Raw genomic sequence first — 15,525 nt, forward strand, 5'->3', positions numbered from 1 at the left:
CTACGCTCCCCGAGGTGGGTATCCGGGCAACGGCCCGGCAGTCCCGTTTGTGGTACCTCCAGCATCTTCACGATGCCGTCGCCTCCTTCACCGCGGGCGACGCCCTGATCCTCGACGGCCCCTTGATGGCCGACCGGCTGCGCACGGCGATCACTCAGCTCTGGCTGCGGCACGCCGAGCTCAGATCCTGCTTCGTCGCCGCCGAGGGCACCGTCCGCACGGTCCCGACCGACCACACGTCTCCTTCTCTGGTCGTGGAACAGGGGGAGGAGTCCGCCGTGCGGCAGTGGGCCGCGCAGGCGACCAGGATCCCCTTCGACGCCGGAGGCGGTCCGCTGTGGCGCGTGCGCGTGCTTTCCCTGCCCGATGACCGACATGTGGTCCTGCTGGTCACCCACCAATTGATCGCCGACGGCGCTCGTGTCCGCGGCCTGCTTGACGAACTGCTCACCTTCTACGCGGGCGGCACGATCGCGCCCCCCGCGGCGCTCGTGCCCGCCAGGGACTCGGCCGACGCCGTGGACGCGGCGACGAGCAGGCTCGCCGGCGCGCCGGCCGGCGTGGAGCTCCCCACCGATCGGCTGCGACCCCCGATGCTGAGCTACCGGGGCGGCAGGGTCTGCGCCGGCCTCGACGCCGGCCTGCTCACCCGGGCCGGCGGCGAGACCGCCCTCCTGGGGGCCTTCGCGGTGCTCGCGCACCGCTACACCGGAGCCGAGCAGGTCGTCATCGCCGTCCAGGACGAGACGGTGACCGTCGAGGGGGCGCTGAATCCGCTGCCCGTGCTCATCGACCTGTCCGGCGACCCCGCCTTCACGGCCGTGCTGCACCGGGTCCGCGACGCCGTCCGGGAGGCCCGTACCCACGGCGCGGTTCCGTTCGAGGCCGTGATCGACCGGCTTGAGCGTGAGCACGACCCCAGCCGCCGCCCCGTGTGCCAGCTCTCCTTCACCTCGTGGCGGCGACGGCACGACTCGGTCGAGGTCGACGCGGGCCTGGCCCTCTTCGACCTGTCGCTGTCCGCCAGGCTGCACGAGAACGGTGCGGCGCTGTCCTTCGACTACGACGCGGACCTGTTCACCACCGAGACCGTGAACCGCTTCGCCGGCCACTTCGCCGAGTTGCTGAGGAGCCTCGCCGACAGCCCGGACGAGCCGATCTCCCGCCGGCGGATCCTGACCGAGGCGGAGACGGCGCTCATCGCCCGCCACCAGGACGGCGGCCCCGTCGGCAGCCGGGAGCTGGTGCATCAGCTCATCGCCGGGCAGGCGGCGCGCAGGCCGGACGCGCCCGCGCTGATCTCCGAGACCACGCGGCTGACCTTCGCCGGCCTCAACGACCAGGCCAACCGGATCGCACACCACCTGCGTGACCTCGGCGTCAGATGCCAGACCCCGGTGGCCGTGTGCCTGCCGCGATCGGCCGAGATGGTCGTGGCGGTGCTCGGCGTGCTCAAGGCGGGCGGCTGCGCCGTCCTGCTGGATCCCGCCCAGCCCGCCCGGCGGCTGGCGGCGATGCTCGACGACTCCGGGCCGCCGGCCGTGCTCACCGCCGAGGAACAGCTCGGCAAGCTGCCCGGCACGTACGCCGGTCACATCCTGTGCCTGGACCGCGACAGAGAGCTGCTGGCCCGCTCGTCCCCCCGCGATCCCGTCGAATGGGCGCATCCGCAGTCGCTCTGCCAGATCGCCTACACCTCGGGCTCGACGGGCGAGCCGCGCGGGGTGGCGTTCCACCACGCCGCGGTGGCCGGCGGCGCGCAGGGGACGCGGGAGTGCTACCGGCTGGGCCCGGACGACCGCGGCACGTGGATCTCCGCGCCGGGCTTCGGGATCTCCTTCGTCAACGAGCTGTGGCCCTTCCTGAGCGCGGGCGCGGCCGTGCACATCGCCGGCGAGCGGACCGTCAGCACGCCGTTCCGGCTGCGGGACTGGCTGGTGGAGTGCGGGATCACGGTGTCGCTGGTGACCAAGGCGCTGGCCGAGCGGCTGTGCGCCGTCGACTGGCCGGAGGAGGTGGCGTTGCGCGCGCTGCTGGTGTCCGGCGAGCGGACGGGCTGGCTGTCGGCGGACGCGCCGTTCGAGGTGGCGACCATCTACGGCTCGACCGAGACGACCAACGCCACGACCTGCCTGAACGAGTCGGCGGGCATCCGCATCACGACCCGGCACGTCACCGGGGAGCAGCGGCGCTCGATCTCGTCGCCGATCGGGCTGCCGGTGCCGGGCGCGCGCGTGTACGTGCTCGACGCCAACCTGCAGCTCGTGCCCATGGGCGTGCCGGGTGAGATCCACGTGGGCGGCGACCTGCTCCAGAGCGGGTACGTCAACAGGCCCGACCTGACCGCGCGCAAGTGGCTGCCCGACCCCTTCGCCGGGCGCGGCGGAGCCCGCATGGTCGCCACCGGCGACATCGGGCGCATGGCGTCCGACGGGTCGATCGAGATCCTCGGCCGGGTGGACGACCAGATCAGCCTCAACGGCTACCGCGTCGAGCCGGGCGAGGTGTCCGCGCGCCTGCTCGAACACCCGGCGGTACGGCACGCCGCGGTGGTCGTCCGCGAGGACGAGCCCGGCGAGAGACGCCTGGTCGCCTACGTGGTGCCCGAGGTCAACCGCCGCGTGTACAAGACCGACCTCCTGGACCTTCTGCGCGAGCAGCTGCCCGCGTACATGGTGCCCGGGGCCTGCGAGATCGTCGACTCGCTGCCCACGCTCCCCAACGGCAAGCTCGACCAGCGCCGCCTGCCCGCACCCGACCGGGCCAGCCGCTCGGCCGCCTACGACGAGCCGGCGACCGAGGCGGAGCGGGACCTGGCCGACATCTGGGCCTCGGTGCTGCGCTGCGAGCGCGTGGGCGCCAACGACAACTACTTCGAGCTCGGCGGCGACTCGCTGACCGGGATGGAGCTGATCGCCGCGATCGGCATCGGCTTCGGCGTCGAACTCGCGCTCTCCGTGCTGTTCGAGGCGCCGACCGTCAGGGAACTGTGCCGGGCGATCGAAAGGGAGCGCGACGGCGACGGCGGCCGGACCGTCGACAAAGCCGCGCTGCCGGTGATCCGCACCGACGACGCGGCGCGCTTCGAGCCCTTCCCGCTCACCGACATCCAGCACGCCTATTGGATCGGCCGCATGACCGGCATGGAACTGGGCGACGTCGGCTGCCACGGCTACCAGGAGTGGGACGTGGCCGACCTCGACGTCGAACGGCTGGGCGCCGCCGTCGACCGGCTCGTGCGCAGGCACGACATGCTGCGCGCGGTGGTCACGGGCGACGGCCGGCAACGGGTGCTGCCGGAGGCTCCGCCGTACCGGATCGAGCAGGCCGATCTGCGGCCGCTCGGCGCGAAGGAACGTGCGGACAGGCTGGGCGAGATCCGTGAGCGGCTCTCGCACGAGGTGCTGGCGGCCGACCGGTGGCCGCTGTTCGGGGTGCGGGTGACGCGCGTCGACGAGGTCGTCTCCCGCGTGCACATCAGCTTCGACCTGCTGATCTTCGACGCCAGGAGCGCGCGCATCTTCACCCAGGAGCTGTCGCGCCTCTACCAGGACCCCGGCGCGCCGCTGCCGCCCATCGAGCTGTCCTTCCGCGACTACGTGCTGGCCGAGCGCGCCGCGCACGAGAGCTCCCCGCTGTATCTGGCCGCCCAGAAGTACTGGCGCGGCAGGCTGGCCGAACTGCCGCCCGCACCGGAGCTGCCGTACCTGCGCAGCCTCGGCTCGGTCGAACACCCCAGGTTCGTCCGGCACACGGCGCGCATCGAACCCGACGTGTGGGTACGGCTGCGCAACGCCGCCGCCGGAGCCGGAATCACCCCGTCTGCGCTGCTGCTCGCCGCGTTCACGGAGATCCTGGCCGCCTGGAGCGCGGGCCCGCGCTTCACCGTCAACATGACGCTGTTCAACAGGCCGCCGCTGCATCCGCAGCTGAACGACCTGCTCGGCGACTTCACCTCGGGCCTGCTGCACGCGGTCGACCACCGCGGCGCGACCTTCGCCCACCGCGCCTACGACGTTCAGGAACAGCTCTGGCAGGACCTGGAGCACCGGCATGTCGGCAGCGTGCAGGTGCTGCGGGAGCTCGGCAGGCGGCAGGGCGGCGCGCCGCGGGCGGCGATGCCGGTCGTGTTCTCCAGCCTGGTCGGCGTCCCCCGCATGGACTGGGGGAACCTCGGCCGCTACGTCTTCGGCGTCACCCAGACCCCCCAGGTGGCGCTCGACCACCAGGTGATGGAGGTCGACGGCGGGCTCGAATACTGCTGGGACGCGGTGGCCGAGCTGTTCCCCGAGGGGCTGGTCGGCGAGATGGCCGGCGCCTACGGCCGCCTGCTGCGCGCTCTCGCGAACTCCCCCGGCACGTGGGACGAGCCGAACCCCGTCGAGCTCCCGTCAGCCGCCGTGGCGCGGCGCACCGACGTCAACTCCACCGCGTCGCCGGTCACGCCGGAACTGCTCCACGCGCCCTTCCTGCGCCAGGCCGAGCTGACGCCCGACGCGCCCGCGGTCATCGACCAGCAGGTGATCACGTATCGGCAGCTCGCCGAGGTGTCGGCGACGCTGGCCGCCCACCTCGCCGAGGCGGGCGCCGAGCCGGACAAGCCGGTCGCGGTCGTCATGCGCAAGGGCTGGGAGCAGGTCGCCGCCGTGCTCGGCGTGCTGCGCGCCGGCGCCGCCTACCTGCCCATCGATCCCGACCTCCCGGCCGAGCGCATCGCGTACCTGCTCGGCGATGGTCGTGCGGACATCATGCTCACCCAGCACGACCTGGCCGTCGAGACGACGGCCAAGGTGATCGCGGTGCCCGCGTCCCCGCACGCGCTGCCGCCCCTGCCCGCGCCCCCCTGCCCGGCCCGCCCGGACTCGATGGCCTACGTCATCTACACCTCGGGCTCGACCGGCAGGCCGAAGGGCGTGACGATCGAGCACAGGGCGGCGTGGAACACGATCGCCGACATCAACGACCGGATCGGCCTGAGCGCCGGCGACCGCGTCCTCGCGCTGTCCTCGCTCAGCTTCGACCTGTCGGTCTGGGACGTCTTCGGCGTGCTGGCCGGGGGCGGCGCCCTGGTCATCCCGCCGGTCTCGGCCGCCCCCGACCCGCGCGCCTGGGCCGACCTGGTCGAAGGAGAACGAGTTACGATCTGGAACTCGGTGCCGGCCCTGTGGCAGATCCTCGCCGACTACCTGCGCGGACGCGGCGAGCGCGTGGCCCCGAGCCTGCGCACGGTGATGCTCAGCGGCGACTGGATCCCCCTCACCACGCACGAGCACCTGACCGAGGTCTCCCCCGGCACCCGGCTGATCAGCCTGGGCGGCGCCACCGAGGCCGCCATCTGGTCCATCGCGCACGAGGTCGGGCCCACCCGGGAGGACTGGCCCAGCGTGCCGTACGGCCGGCCGCTGCGTAACCAGCGCTGGCACGTCCTGGACGACAGGCTGGAGCCGCGCCCCGACTGGGTCACCGGCTCGCTGTTCATCGCCGGTGACGGGCTGGCCCGCGGCTACTGGGCCCGGCCGGAGCTGACCGCCGAGCGGTTCATCACCCACCCCAGGACGGGCGAGCGCCTCTACCGCACCGGCGACCTGGGCCGCTACCGGCCCTCGGGCGACCTGGAACTGCTCGGCCGCGAGGACTTCCAGGTGAAGATCCTCGGCCACCGCATCGAACTCGGCGAGATCGAGGCGGCGCTGGCCACCTGCCCGCTGGTCGCCGCCTGCTGCGTGGTGGCCGTGGGCGAGCGCACCGCCAGGCGGCTGATCGCGCACGTGGTGCCGGAACCCGGCGCCACGCCGGAGCCCGCGGAGCTCAGGGAGTTCCTGTCCGGCAAGCTCGTGCGCGACGTCGTGCCCACGCACTACAACATCCTCGCCGAGCTGCCCCTGACCGCCAACGGAAAGGTGGACAGGCCCGCCCTGGCCGCGCTCGGCGCCCCGGAGCGCAAGAGCTCCGGTGACACGCAGGCCGCCTCGCCCGCCGAGGCGATCCTGCTCGGCATCGCGGCGCAGATCATCGGAGTCGACGCCTTCGGCCCGGAGGAGGACTTCTTCGCCTCGGGCGGCGACTCACTGCGGGCGATCGCCTTCATCAACGAGGCAGCGGAAGCGGGCTTCGACATCTCCGTCGAGGGCTTCTTCCAGAACCCGACCATTCGCGCGGCGCTGGCAGCGGGTCCCGTCGTGGTGGACATGAGAGGAGAGTCGGCGTGACCAGCTCTGTGCACTCCCTGATCCAGGAGCAGGTACGGCGGAGCCCCGGCGAGCCCGCCGTGGTGTCCGGCCCGGCGGTGCTGACCTATGGCCGGCTCAACGCCCGCGCCAACCAGGTGGCCCGCCTGCTGAGAAACCTGGGCGTGGCCGCGGACGAGCCCGTCGGCACCTGTCTGTCCCGCTCCCCCGACGCGGTGGTGTCCGCGCTCGCCATCGTGAAGTCGGGCGCCGCGCCCGTCCTGCTCGACCCCGCCGCGCCCCTGGAGCGCACCCTGGCCCAGATCCGCGCCTGCGGCGTACGGGTGCTGATCACCTCGACGGTGGGCTGCGACGTCGCCGCCCAGCTCCTCCCCGCCGTGCAGGAGCTCGGCGTGCGCGCCGTCCGGCTGGACGCCGACCGGCACGTCATCGCCGGCATGCCCGACGACGACCTCACGGATGTCCGCCTCACCCCCGACAGCGCCGCGCACGTCGTCTACACCTCCGGCTCGGTCACCACCCCCAAGGCGGTGGTGAGCAGGCACGAGAGCGTCGGCGAGTGCGTGGAGCTGGCCCGGGAGGAGTTCGGCTTCACCCGTGAGGACCGCGTTGCCTGGTGCTCCTCACCCGGGTTCGGGGTGTCGCTGGTCAACGAGCTGTGGCCGGCGCTGGCGACGGGCGCCACGGTGCTCATCCCGGACGCCGAGACGCTGCTGACGCCGCGGCGGCTGCGGGACTGGATCCTCCGGGAGCGGGTCACGGTCATCCACCTGGTCGCGACCCTGGCCGTGCCCCTGTGCGAACTGAGCTGGCCGGCGGACTGCCCGCTGCGGCTGCTGCTCACCACGGGCGAGCGCTTCCGGCTCGGCACCGCCACGGACCCGCCCTTCACGATCGCGATCACCTACGGCTCCACCGAGACCACGCACATCACCGGGCGGCTGAACTGCGGCGAGTCGGTCGGGCGGCCGCTGGGCGGCGCCGCCGTCTACGTGCTGGACGAATCAGGCGAACGGCTGCCCGACGGGGAAGTCGGCGTCGTCCATGTCGGCGGGCGGCGGCTGGCGCGAGGCTATCTGGCCGAGCCTGCGCTGACCGCGAGCAGCTTCCTGCCCGACCCGTTCACCGGCGTGCCCGGAGCCCGCATGTACCGCACGGGCGATCTGGGCAGGATCGACGCCGGCGGTGAGCTGGTCCTGGTGGGGCGGGTCGACCGGCAAGTCAAGGTCCGCGGCCAGGCCGTCAACCTCGACGAGGTGGAGGCCGTGGTCGCGGCGGAGGCCGGCGCCGGCGAGGCGGCCGTGGTGGCGATCGGCGACGACTCGCGCGTGGTCGCCTACCTCGCGGGGGTCGACGGCTCCGCCGTGGCGGCTCTGCACAAGGCTCTTGCCGTACGGCTGCCGCGTGCCCACCTGCCCGCCGAGTTCGTGCTGCTCGACCGGCTGCCCCGCACCGTCACGGGCAAGGTGGATCGTGCCGCCTTGCCGGCGCCGCGCCGTACCTCCTCCTCTTCGCCCGCGCCGGACACGGCGGGAGAGGATGAGCTCGCCGGCATCTGGTGCGAGCTGCTGGAGCGCGAAGGCGTCGGGATCGACGACGACTTCTTCGAGCTGGGTGGCCACTCCCTCCTGGCGGCGCGCATGGCACTGGAGATCGAGGAGCGGCGCGGCGTCAAGATCGACCTCACGGCGTTCTACGAACGGCCCACGCTACGCGCGCTGTCCGGCCTGGTCTCCGCGGCCACACAACCCGGCGACGTGCTGGTCCGGGTGAGCGGGCCGGAGCAGCCGCCGGTCAGGCTGGTGTGCTTCCCCTTCGCCGGCGGCGGCCTCAGCGCCTACGCCTCCTGGGGTGACCTCCTGCCCGACCACGTCGAGCTGGTGTGCGTGCAGCCGCCCGGCCGCGGGCCACGGCTCGACGAGCGTCCGCTGGAGTGGGTGGCCGAACTGGTGGGCGGGCTCGGTCCGAAACTGGCGGCCGACCCGCACCCGCGTACCTACCTGTTCGGCCACAGCCTGGGCGCGATCGTGGCGTTCGAGACGGCGCGATGGCTGCGCAGGAACGCCCACCCGGAACCGGCGGGGCTGCTGGTCTCCGGCTCCGCCGCTCCGCAGACGCCGGTCACCGCCCGTGCGCACCTGCTGCCCGACGACGCCCTTCTCGCGCACGTCGGCGCGCTGGGCGGCACGGACCAGAGCCTGGTCGACGACGAACGTCTCCGTCCGCTGCTGCTCCCGGCGCTGCGGGCCGACTTCGCCATGCACGAGACCTACCAGTACGCGGCCGACGAGCCGCTGGCGTGTCCCATCACCGCCTTCGCCGGCAGCCATGACGACGAGGCGCCCATCGAGGACGTCCTGGGCTGGGGCGAGCAGACCGCGGGCCCGTTCCAGATGCAGGTCCTGAACGGCGGTCACTTCTTCATCGCCTCCCAGCGCGAGCGCCTGCTCTGGCTGGTGAGCGAGGCGCTGGAGGCGGAGACGGAGAAGGTGCCATGAGAGTCCTCTCCCAGCGGATCTCGATCGACGTCACGCGCACCGGTTCGGGACCCGCGATCCTGCTGGTGCACGGGACGGGTGACGACCAGTCCTGCTGGCGCCAGGTGGTGCCGTTGCTGGCCGGCCGCCACCACGTCCACGCCATGGACCGGCGGGGCCGCGGCGGCAGCGGCGACGCGACCGGCCACTCCATCGCCGCGGAGGCCGGCGACATCGTGGCCGTGCTCGACCGCATCGGTCCCGCGACGCTCGTCGGGCACTCCTTCGGCGCCATCTGCGCGCTGGAGGCGGCCGCACGCCGGCCGTCCTCCCTGGAGCGCCTGGTTCTCTACGAGCCGCCCGTCCCCGTGGCCGGGACCGCCGACTACTCCGGCGTGTCGGCCAGGATCAACGAGCTGTGCGCCCGAGCCCGCCTGGAGGAGGCGCTCTGCCTCTTCCTGGTCGAGGTGACCGGGCTGGACCCGGGGCTCGTCAAGCTGCTCAGGCGCGTCCCCGGCTTCGCCGGGCGGGCCGCCGTCGCCGACACCATCGCCCGCGAGATCGACGCCACCCACCGCTACGCGCTCGACCACGGGCGGCTGGCCGCGCTGACGGTGCCCACGCTGCTGCTCACGGGGGAGCGCAGCGCGCAAGGACTGCGCGACGCCACGGCGCTGGTCGCGAGCCTCCTGCCGTGCGCGTCGAGCGAGGTACTGCCCGGCCAGGCTCACCGGGCCATGGAAGGGGCACCCGCCCTCCTGGCGGACGCCATCGACACCTTTGCAGGGAGATCCTCACATGAAGCGCACAGCCGTTAACCCCTGGGAGTGGAACATCAAGTTCGGCTTTCACCAGGCCGAGCTGGTCGAGGGACACAGCCGCATGCTCGTGTGCGCCGGTCAGACCGCGCTGGACGAGAACGGCGAGGTCGCCCACGCCGGCGACATGGCCGCCCAGATCGGGCTCTGCCTGGACAACGTGGAGACCATCCTGCGCGAGGCGGGGATGCGGTTGTCCGACGTGGTCCGGCTGAACATGTACACCACGGACGTGGAGCAGTTCCTCCAGCATGTGGGCGTGATGGGGCAGCGTCTCGAGGCGGCGGGCATCGCCCCTCCCGGAACCCTGCTCCAGGTGTCCGGCCTGGCCTTCCCCGGACTGGTGGTCGAGCTGGAAGCCACCGCGCTGGCATGAACCTCAGTGAATCGCTCGTGCTCCGTCCCGACGTGGTCCTTGAGCGCACGGGAGAAGGCGGCTACCGTCTCGCCTCCCGGTCGGGTGCGCTCCGCCACCACGTCGGGCGGGCCGGCGACCCTCCGGCTCTCGAAGCGCTGGCCGCCGCCGGCGTGCCGTTCGACGACGACGGCCCGATCACGCGTCTGTGGCGACAGGGCTGGTTGTCGCTCGTCGTGAACAGGGACGGCTCGCCCATCCTGACCCTGCATCCCCAGTCCTGCCCGCCCCCCAGGCCGCCGGGCGGCGGACCCGGCCGCCCCCTGTCGGAGCTGGTCGTGCTGCGCCGGACCGGCCCGGAGTACGCGCTGGAGTCGGCCAGAGCCTGGTGCTCGGTGCGTGTGCCGCGGCACGAGGACCTGGCCGCCCTGCTCGCCGGGCAGGGAGAGCTGGGCCGCTACCTCGACTGGGCGGGGATGACCGCCGACGAAGCGGAGTCGACGCGGCTCACGACGGCCCAGTGGACACCCCACGAGCTGGCCTTCCACCAGCAGACGCGCGTCCCCGGCGCGCACAGGGGCGCCGCCTTCGGCCGCTCCTCCTGGGGAAAGGAACGATTCGCCGAGCTTCCGGCGCGTCATGAGCGCTTCCGTGGTGAGGGCATCGCCCTGGCCAAGCCGGATCTGGCCGAGCTGCGGCGCTCCGACCCGACGGTCACGGCCGTCCTGGAGAAACGGCGGACCGTCCGCGACCACGACGAGGCCAGCCCGCTCACCGTCCACCAGCTCGGGCACCTGCTGTACCGGTGCGCGCGCAACCGCTGGCTCGTCCGGCGCAACGGATCGGAGTTCCTGAGCCGGCCCTACCCCTCGGGCGGCTCGGCCTACGAGCTGGAGATCTATCCCGTGGTGCGCAACGTCGCCGGCCTCGATCCCGGCCTGTACCACTACGACCCGCAGGAGCATCTGCTCAGGCCCGTGAGCGACCGCGTCGGCGACCTGCTCGAGCACGCCGCCCTCGTCGCGGGGACCGAGCGCCGGCCACAGGTGCTCCTGGTCATCACGGCCCGCTTCGGCAGGCTCATGCGTACCTACCGGGGCATGTCGTATGCCCTGATTCTCAAACACGTCGGCGTGGTTCAGCAGCTCATGTACACCGTGGCGACCGCGATGGGGCTGGCGGTCTGCGCCTTGGGCGACGGCGATGCGACGGCCTTCGCCGAAGCCACCGGCCTGGATCCGCTGGCCGAGGCCAGCGTGGGCGAGCTCGTGCTCGGAAGCAGGCCGGCTCGTGCCAATGGAGGAGGAGTTTGATGTCGACCGCCATGGTGACCAGCCACGGGCGCTGTGCCGTACTGGAGGAACCGCGCGGCCCCGAGGGCGTCCGCCTGCACAAACGCTCGGTGCCCGACCCTCCGCCGGGCAAGGTGAACGTACGGCTGCGCGCCTCCGGGCTGAACCACCTCGACCTCTGGACGGTGACCGGGACCCAGCGTGTGCGCACGCCCCGCGTCATCGCCGCCGACGGTGCCGGAGAGGTCGTGGCCAGCGCCGCGGCGGACTGGGCGCCGGGCGACGAGGTGGTGCTCTACCCGGTGGCGGCCTGCTGGCGATGCGGGAACTGCAGAGCGGGCCGCCACATCTACTGCAGCGGCTTCGCCGTCCTCGGCGAGCATTCCGACGGCACCGCCTGTGAGGTGGTGCAACTTCCGGCGCGCAACCTCGTGCGCAAGCCCGCCGCGCTGTCCTGGGCCGAGGCCGGCGCGCTGCCGCTGGCCTTCCTCACCGCGTGGCGGATGCTGACCTCGCGTGGGCGGCTGACGGCGGGTGAGACGCTGCTGGTCGTGGGCGCCAGCGGCGCCGTCGGGACGGCGTCGGTGCTGATCGGCGCGCATCTGGGCGCGCGGGTTCTGGCCACGACCCGCGACCTCGGCAAGAGCGGGCAGCTACGCGCGCTCGGGGCGGCCGGGGTCTTCTCCTCCGAGAGGTTCTCCAGGAAGGTCATCGACCACACCGACGGCGACGGCGCCGACGTGGTGATCGATCACGTGGGCGCGGCGACCTTCGACGAGTCCCTGCGTTCGGCGACCGTCGGCGGCCGGGTGGTCACCTGCGGGGCCACGACCGGCGTGAACGTGCCGCTCAACCTGCCCCGGGTGTTCGTGCGCCAGCTCGAGATCCTGGGCTCGACCACGGGCACCCTGGCGGAGTTCGAGGGCCTGGTCGCCGCCGCGGAGGCCGGATTGCGCCCTGTCGTGGCGCGGGAATTCGGGCTGGAGGAAATTCGCGATGCACTCACATATCTCAAATCTTCTGACAAGCTTGGAAAAATCGTCTTGAGACAGTGATCGAGCAAATGGGTGATGACCGCCCACGGCTCCCACGCGGAAATTGTCAGACCCCCGGTCTACGGTGAAATCACCGAACGTCAGACCCCGACAGGAGTAATCACATGACATCCCCACCGCAATCGGGTCCCGTGCTCAAGCACAGCCCGTGGTTGGCGCTGATCACCATCGCGCTGGGCTATTTCATGAACGTGCTCGACAGCACCGTGGTAAATGTCGCCATTCCCAGTATCATGTCCGATCTGCACGCCGGGACCGGGCAGATTCTCTGGGTGGTCAACAGCTACCTGCTGCTCTACGCGATGCTGCTGCTCGTCGGGGGCAGGCTCGGCGACCTGCTCGGGCATCGCACCGTGTTCATCGCCGGGCTCTCCCTGTTCATCGTGGCCTCGCTCCTGTGCGGCCTGTCCACCACCCCCGAGCAGCTCATCGCCAGCCGCGTGCTCCAGGGCGCCGGCGCGGGCCTGGCGGCTCCGCAGGCACTGGCGATCACCGCGGCCGTCTTCTCTCCCCAGCGCAGGGGAATGGCCTTCGGCGTCCTGGCCTCGATCATCGGCTCGGCCGCGGCGCTGGGTCCCTTCCTCGGCGGCCTCATCACCTTCACGCTGGACTGGCGCTGGATCTTCCTGATGAACCTGCCCATCGGCGCGCTGGGCCTGATCGGCGCCTTCGTCTTCGTGCCCAAGACCCGCGTGGAAGGCCGTCAGCGACTGGCGTTCCTCCCCGTGCTGCTCGCGACGGCCAGCATGTTCGGCGTGCTGTACGCGCTGATCGACGGACCGCGCATTTCCTGGGGGCAGATCTTTTCCGGGGTGAACATCGGCTATGTCCTCGCCGCCGGACTGGTCGTTTTCTGCGGATTCGTCTATTGGGAATGGTCCCGAAGCGACGGCCTCCTGCCGCGGGCACTGTTCAACGACAGGAATTACGGCCTGATGGCGTGGGCTTCCCTGGCGACATATTTCTGTATCTTCGGCACCCAGTTGACCATGACCATCTATTTGCAGTCGGTCCTGCACCTCAACGCTCTGGAGGCGGGACTTGCGTTGTCGCCCATGTGGCTGGCCTCCTCTCTCGTCGCCCCGCTCAGCGGCGGTCTGATGCGACGCTTCCAGCCCCGCTGGATCCTCGTCGGCGGCTTCGCCGCCTTCTGCCTCGGCACGGTGGCCACGGCACTGCTGATCACCCCCGACACCTCGTGGGGCGTGTTCGTCGTCACCCTGTTGGTGGCCGGCGCGGGTGCCGGATTCACCTTCGCACCGCTGACCACCGTGGCGATGAGCGACGTGCCACCACGAGACCTGGGCGGAGCCTCGGGCACGATCGAGATGGCGAGAATGCTCGGCAGCGCCGTGGCCACGGCGATCGCCGGCGCCATCCTGGGCAACACCGTCGCGGCGTCAGGCGCGGCCCTGTCGGCCGACGCGCGTAACGCCCTGCTGGCCAGCGCCCTCCTGATCGCCGTCGCGATGATCACCACCGTGTTCCTCAAGCGCGGCGGCCGCCCCAGCGCCGCCCCCGGCGGCCAGGAGCACACCAGCCCGGCCGTCTCAGCCGAGACCACACCGGCCGCGTGATGCCCCGGCAGGGGGCGAGCCCGGCAGTTCTCCCCCTGCCCGCTACCCCGGCAACCTCACGTCCACCAGGTACGGCGAGCCGAAGTCCGTCCGGTCCCCCGCGCCCGCGCCCGGCACGGGGAACAACCGGGCCGACAGCGGCTTACGCAGGCGCACGGCCAGCGCGGCCACATCCATCAGAAGCCGGGCCACCTCCTCCACCGGCGTGTCACCGGGCAGCGGCACGGTGTCCAGGCCCGTGCCGCACACCGCCGAATAGGCCAGCAGCCGGTGCGGGTCGATTCCGCCGGACTCCCAGGCCCGCGCCAGGGTGGTGTCCTCCATGACCGGCAGCATCAGGCCGCAGTAGCCGACCTGGGGGACCTGAACCGAGCGCAGGGCCTGCGTGATCGCAGCGGCCGTGCTCAGCGTGCCGGGGGCGCCGAACGGCCCGGCGATGGCGTGTTCGATCGCCCGGCCGATGCTGGTGTCACCGTGCGGGGCGGGCGACAGATCGATCCCGGCGAAGGGGCTGCCCACCTCGGTGGCCAGCTGCCCGGCCAGCCGTACCACCGGCAGCACGACCTCGGCGAGCGCTTCACGCACCCGTTCGGTGATCTTCGCGGGGTCCGGCTCACCGGGGATACCGCTCAGCGCCTCGGCGACCACTCCCGCCGACTGCAGTCCGACGCTGAAGGTGCCGGGCCCCTCGTGATAGGCGGCGGGAAAGAACGGATGCCCCGGCCCGACCTCGGCCAGGACCGCGAAGCGAAAGTTGCCGACCCCCTTGGGCGTCGCCGCCGACAGCTCGCCGACCACCCGCGCCGCCGCCACTGCCGCCGCCGCGCGCACGCCGTGCTCGCCGGTTCCGATCTGAACGGTACAGCTCAGCGCCTCACACCCGGCCAGCATGTCGGCGATGCCCGCAAGCCCGTCCAGGTCAGAACCCGGCCGCGAGGCCTGGGCGGGACCCAACGACAGATACCCGATCCCCTCCTCGTCCATCACCCGCTGCAATCGGGTGGCGTACGCGGACAAGTCCGGCACCTGGCCGAACACGGGCCGCGTGGCCAGCCGGACCGTCTGCACCTCGTAACCGGCCTCCGCGAACCGCGCCCCCAGCCGACGCGCGACACCGGCAGCCTCCCGCAGAGCCACGCCCTCGATGGGGTGCCTCTGCTCCACACCCACGGTGATCGTGCGTATCGCGAGCTGCGCCACAACAACCCCACAAAGACCGGCGACGAGTGACTTCCTCGCCAATGAACCACCTGTGCGACACCCGGGCAAGCGAACGCCCCCCGGGGGCCGGGCCCCGGTGACCCCGTCCTCGCCCGCGCCCGGCGGAACCCGGAAGCGGTAGGTGCGTGACGAGCGGTCGCAGGCGTTTCGCCGGAGCTCACGTCGGCATGGTGCCGGAGGACCGGCGTGGATGGCGCGGGTTTGACACCAACGCAGGCACACAGGGAGCCGGCATGGCGTGGCGAGCGCCCGGGCGGTACCGCTGCGTCGTCGGCCGGCATCTGTGTGCGGTGAGATGCGCATCCCGGGGCGAGATCTGGAGGTGGAGCAGATGACGCCCGAGGGAGCGTACGACGTCTGGGCGGAGAATTCTGGGATACGGCCGGAAAACGCCTCCGCGCGGATGCGTGACCTGCGGAAGCGCACCTTCTGAAACACGATGGCAACGGGTCGGGCACATTCCGTTGTGATCGCCGTTCGTGGCTTTACAAACCCGCTGAGTGTTGTGATCTTTGTCATGCTCCCGAGTGTTCACATCCAGT

8 protein-coding genes are annotated in these 15,525 nt (G+C 72.0%); 7 read left to right on the top strand and 1 reads right to left on the bottom strand.

The genetic code is table 11. The features are described 5' to 3' along the window. The first annotated feature begins 14 nt into the window (after positions 1 to 14). From ACIBKY_RS11165 to ACIBKY_RS11195, 7 genes are all read left to right on the top strand, one after another. Positions 15 to 6,209: an amino acid adenylation domain-containing protein gene (locus tag ACIBKY_RS11165; RefSeq protein ID WP_397096387.1), complete on the top strand. Its 6,195-nt coding sequence runs from the start codon at positions 15 to 17 to the stop codon at positions 6,207 to 6,209. Next, positions 6,206 to 8,686 carry an AMP-binding protein gene (locus ACIBKY_RS11170; protein WP_397096389.1) on the top strand — a complete coding sequence of 827 codons (2,481 nt, stop codon included), beginning with the start codon at positions 6,206 to 6,208 and terminating at the stop codon, positions 8,684 to 8,686. The genes ACIBKY_RS11165 and ACIBKY_RS11170 overlap by 4 nt, the downstream gene beginning before the upstream one ends. After that, positions 8,683 to 9,483 (top strand): alpha/beta fold hydrolase, encoded by an 801-nt coding sequence (locus tag ACIBKY_RS11175; RefSeq protein ID WP_397096391.1) that lies wholly within the window; start codon positions 8,683 to 8,685, stop codon positions 9,481 to 9,483. The genes ACIBKY_RS11170 and ACIBKY_RS11175 overlap by 4 nt, the downstream gene beginning before the upstream one ends. Next, the gene (locus tag ACIBKY_RS11180; protein WP_397096392.1) at positions 9,464 to 9,859 is read left to right on the top strand and encodes a RidA family protein; all 396 of its coding nucleotides are present in this window, start codon (positions 9,464 to 9,466) and stop codon (positions 9,857 to 9,859) included. Before ACIBKY_RS11175 ends, ACIBKY_RS11180 begins: the two co-directional genes overlap by 20 nt. After that, positions 9,856 to 11,151, top strand: a complete 1,296-nt coding sequence (locus ACIBKY_RS11185) for a SagB family peptide dehydrogenase (protein WP_397096394.1) — start codon at positions 9,856 to 9,858, stop codon at positions 11,149 to 11,151. Before ACIBKY_RS11180 ends, ACIBKY_RS11185 begins: the two co-directional genes overlap by 4 nt. After that, positions 11,151 to 12,185: a zinc-binding dehydrogenase gene (locus tag ACIBKY_RS11190; protein ID WP_397096396.1), complete on the top strand. Its 1,035-nt coding sequence runs from the start codon at positions 11,151 to 11,153 to the stop codon at positions 12,183 to 12,185. Before ACIBKY_RS11185 ends, ACIBKY_RS11190 begins: the two co-directional genes overlap by 1 nt. Before the next feature lie 104 nt (positions 12,186 to 12,289). After that, positions 12,290 to 13,762: a DHA2 family efflux MFS transporter permease subunit gene (locus ACIBKY_RS11195; protein ID WP_397096398.1), complete on the top strand. Its 1,473-nt coding sequence runs from the start codon at positions 12,290 to 12,292 to the stop codon at positions 13,760 to 13,762. A gap of 42 nt (positions 13,763 to 13,804) precedes the next feature. On the opposite strand, the gene ACIBKY_RS11200 is transcribed toward ACIBKY_RS11195, so the two are convergent. Then, positions 13,805 to 14,962, bottom strand: a complete 1,158-nt coding sequence (locus ACIBKY_RS11200) for a DUF711 family protein (RefSeq protein WP_397096400.1) — start codon at positions 14,960 to 14,962, stop codon at positions 13,805 to 13,807. Positions 14,963 to 15,525: the final 563 nt, after the last annotated feature.

This window comes from Nonomuraea sp. NPDC050394, assembly GCF_044459065.1.
Classification (GTDB): domain Bacteria; phylum Actinomycetota; class Actinomycetes; order Streptosporangiales; family Streptosporangiaceae; genus Nonomuraea.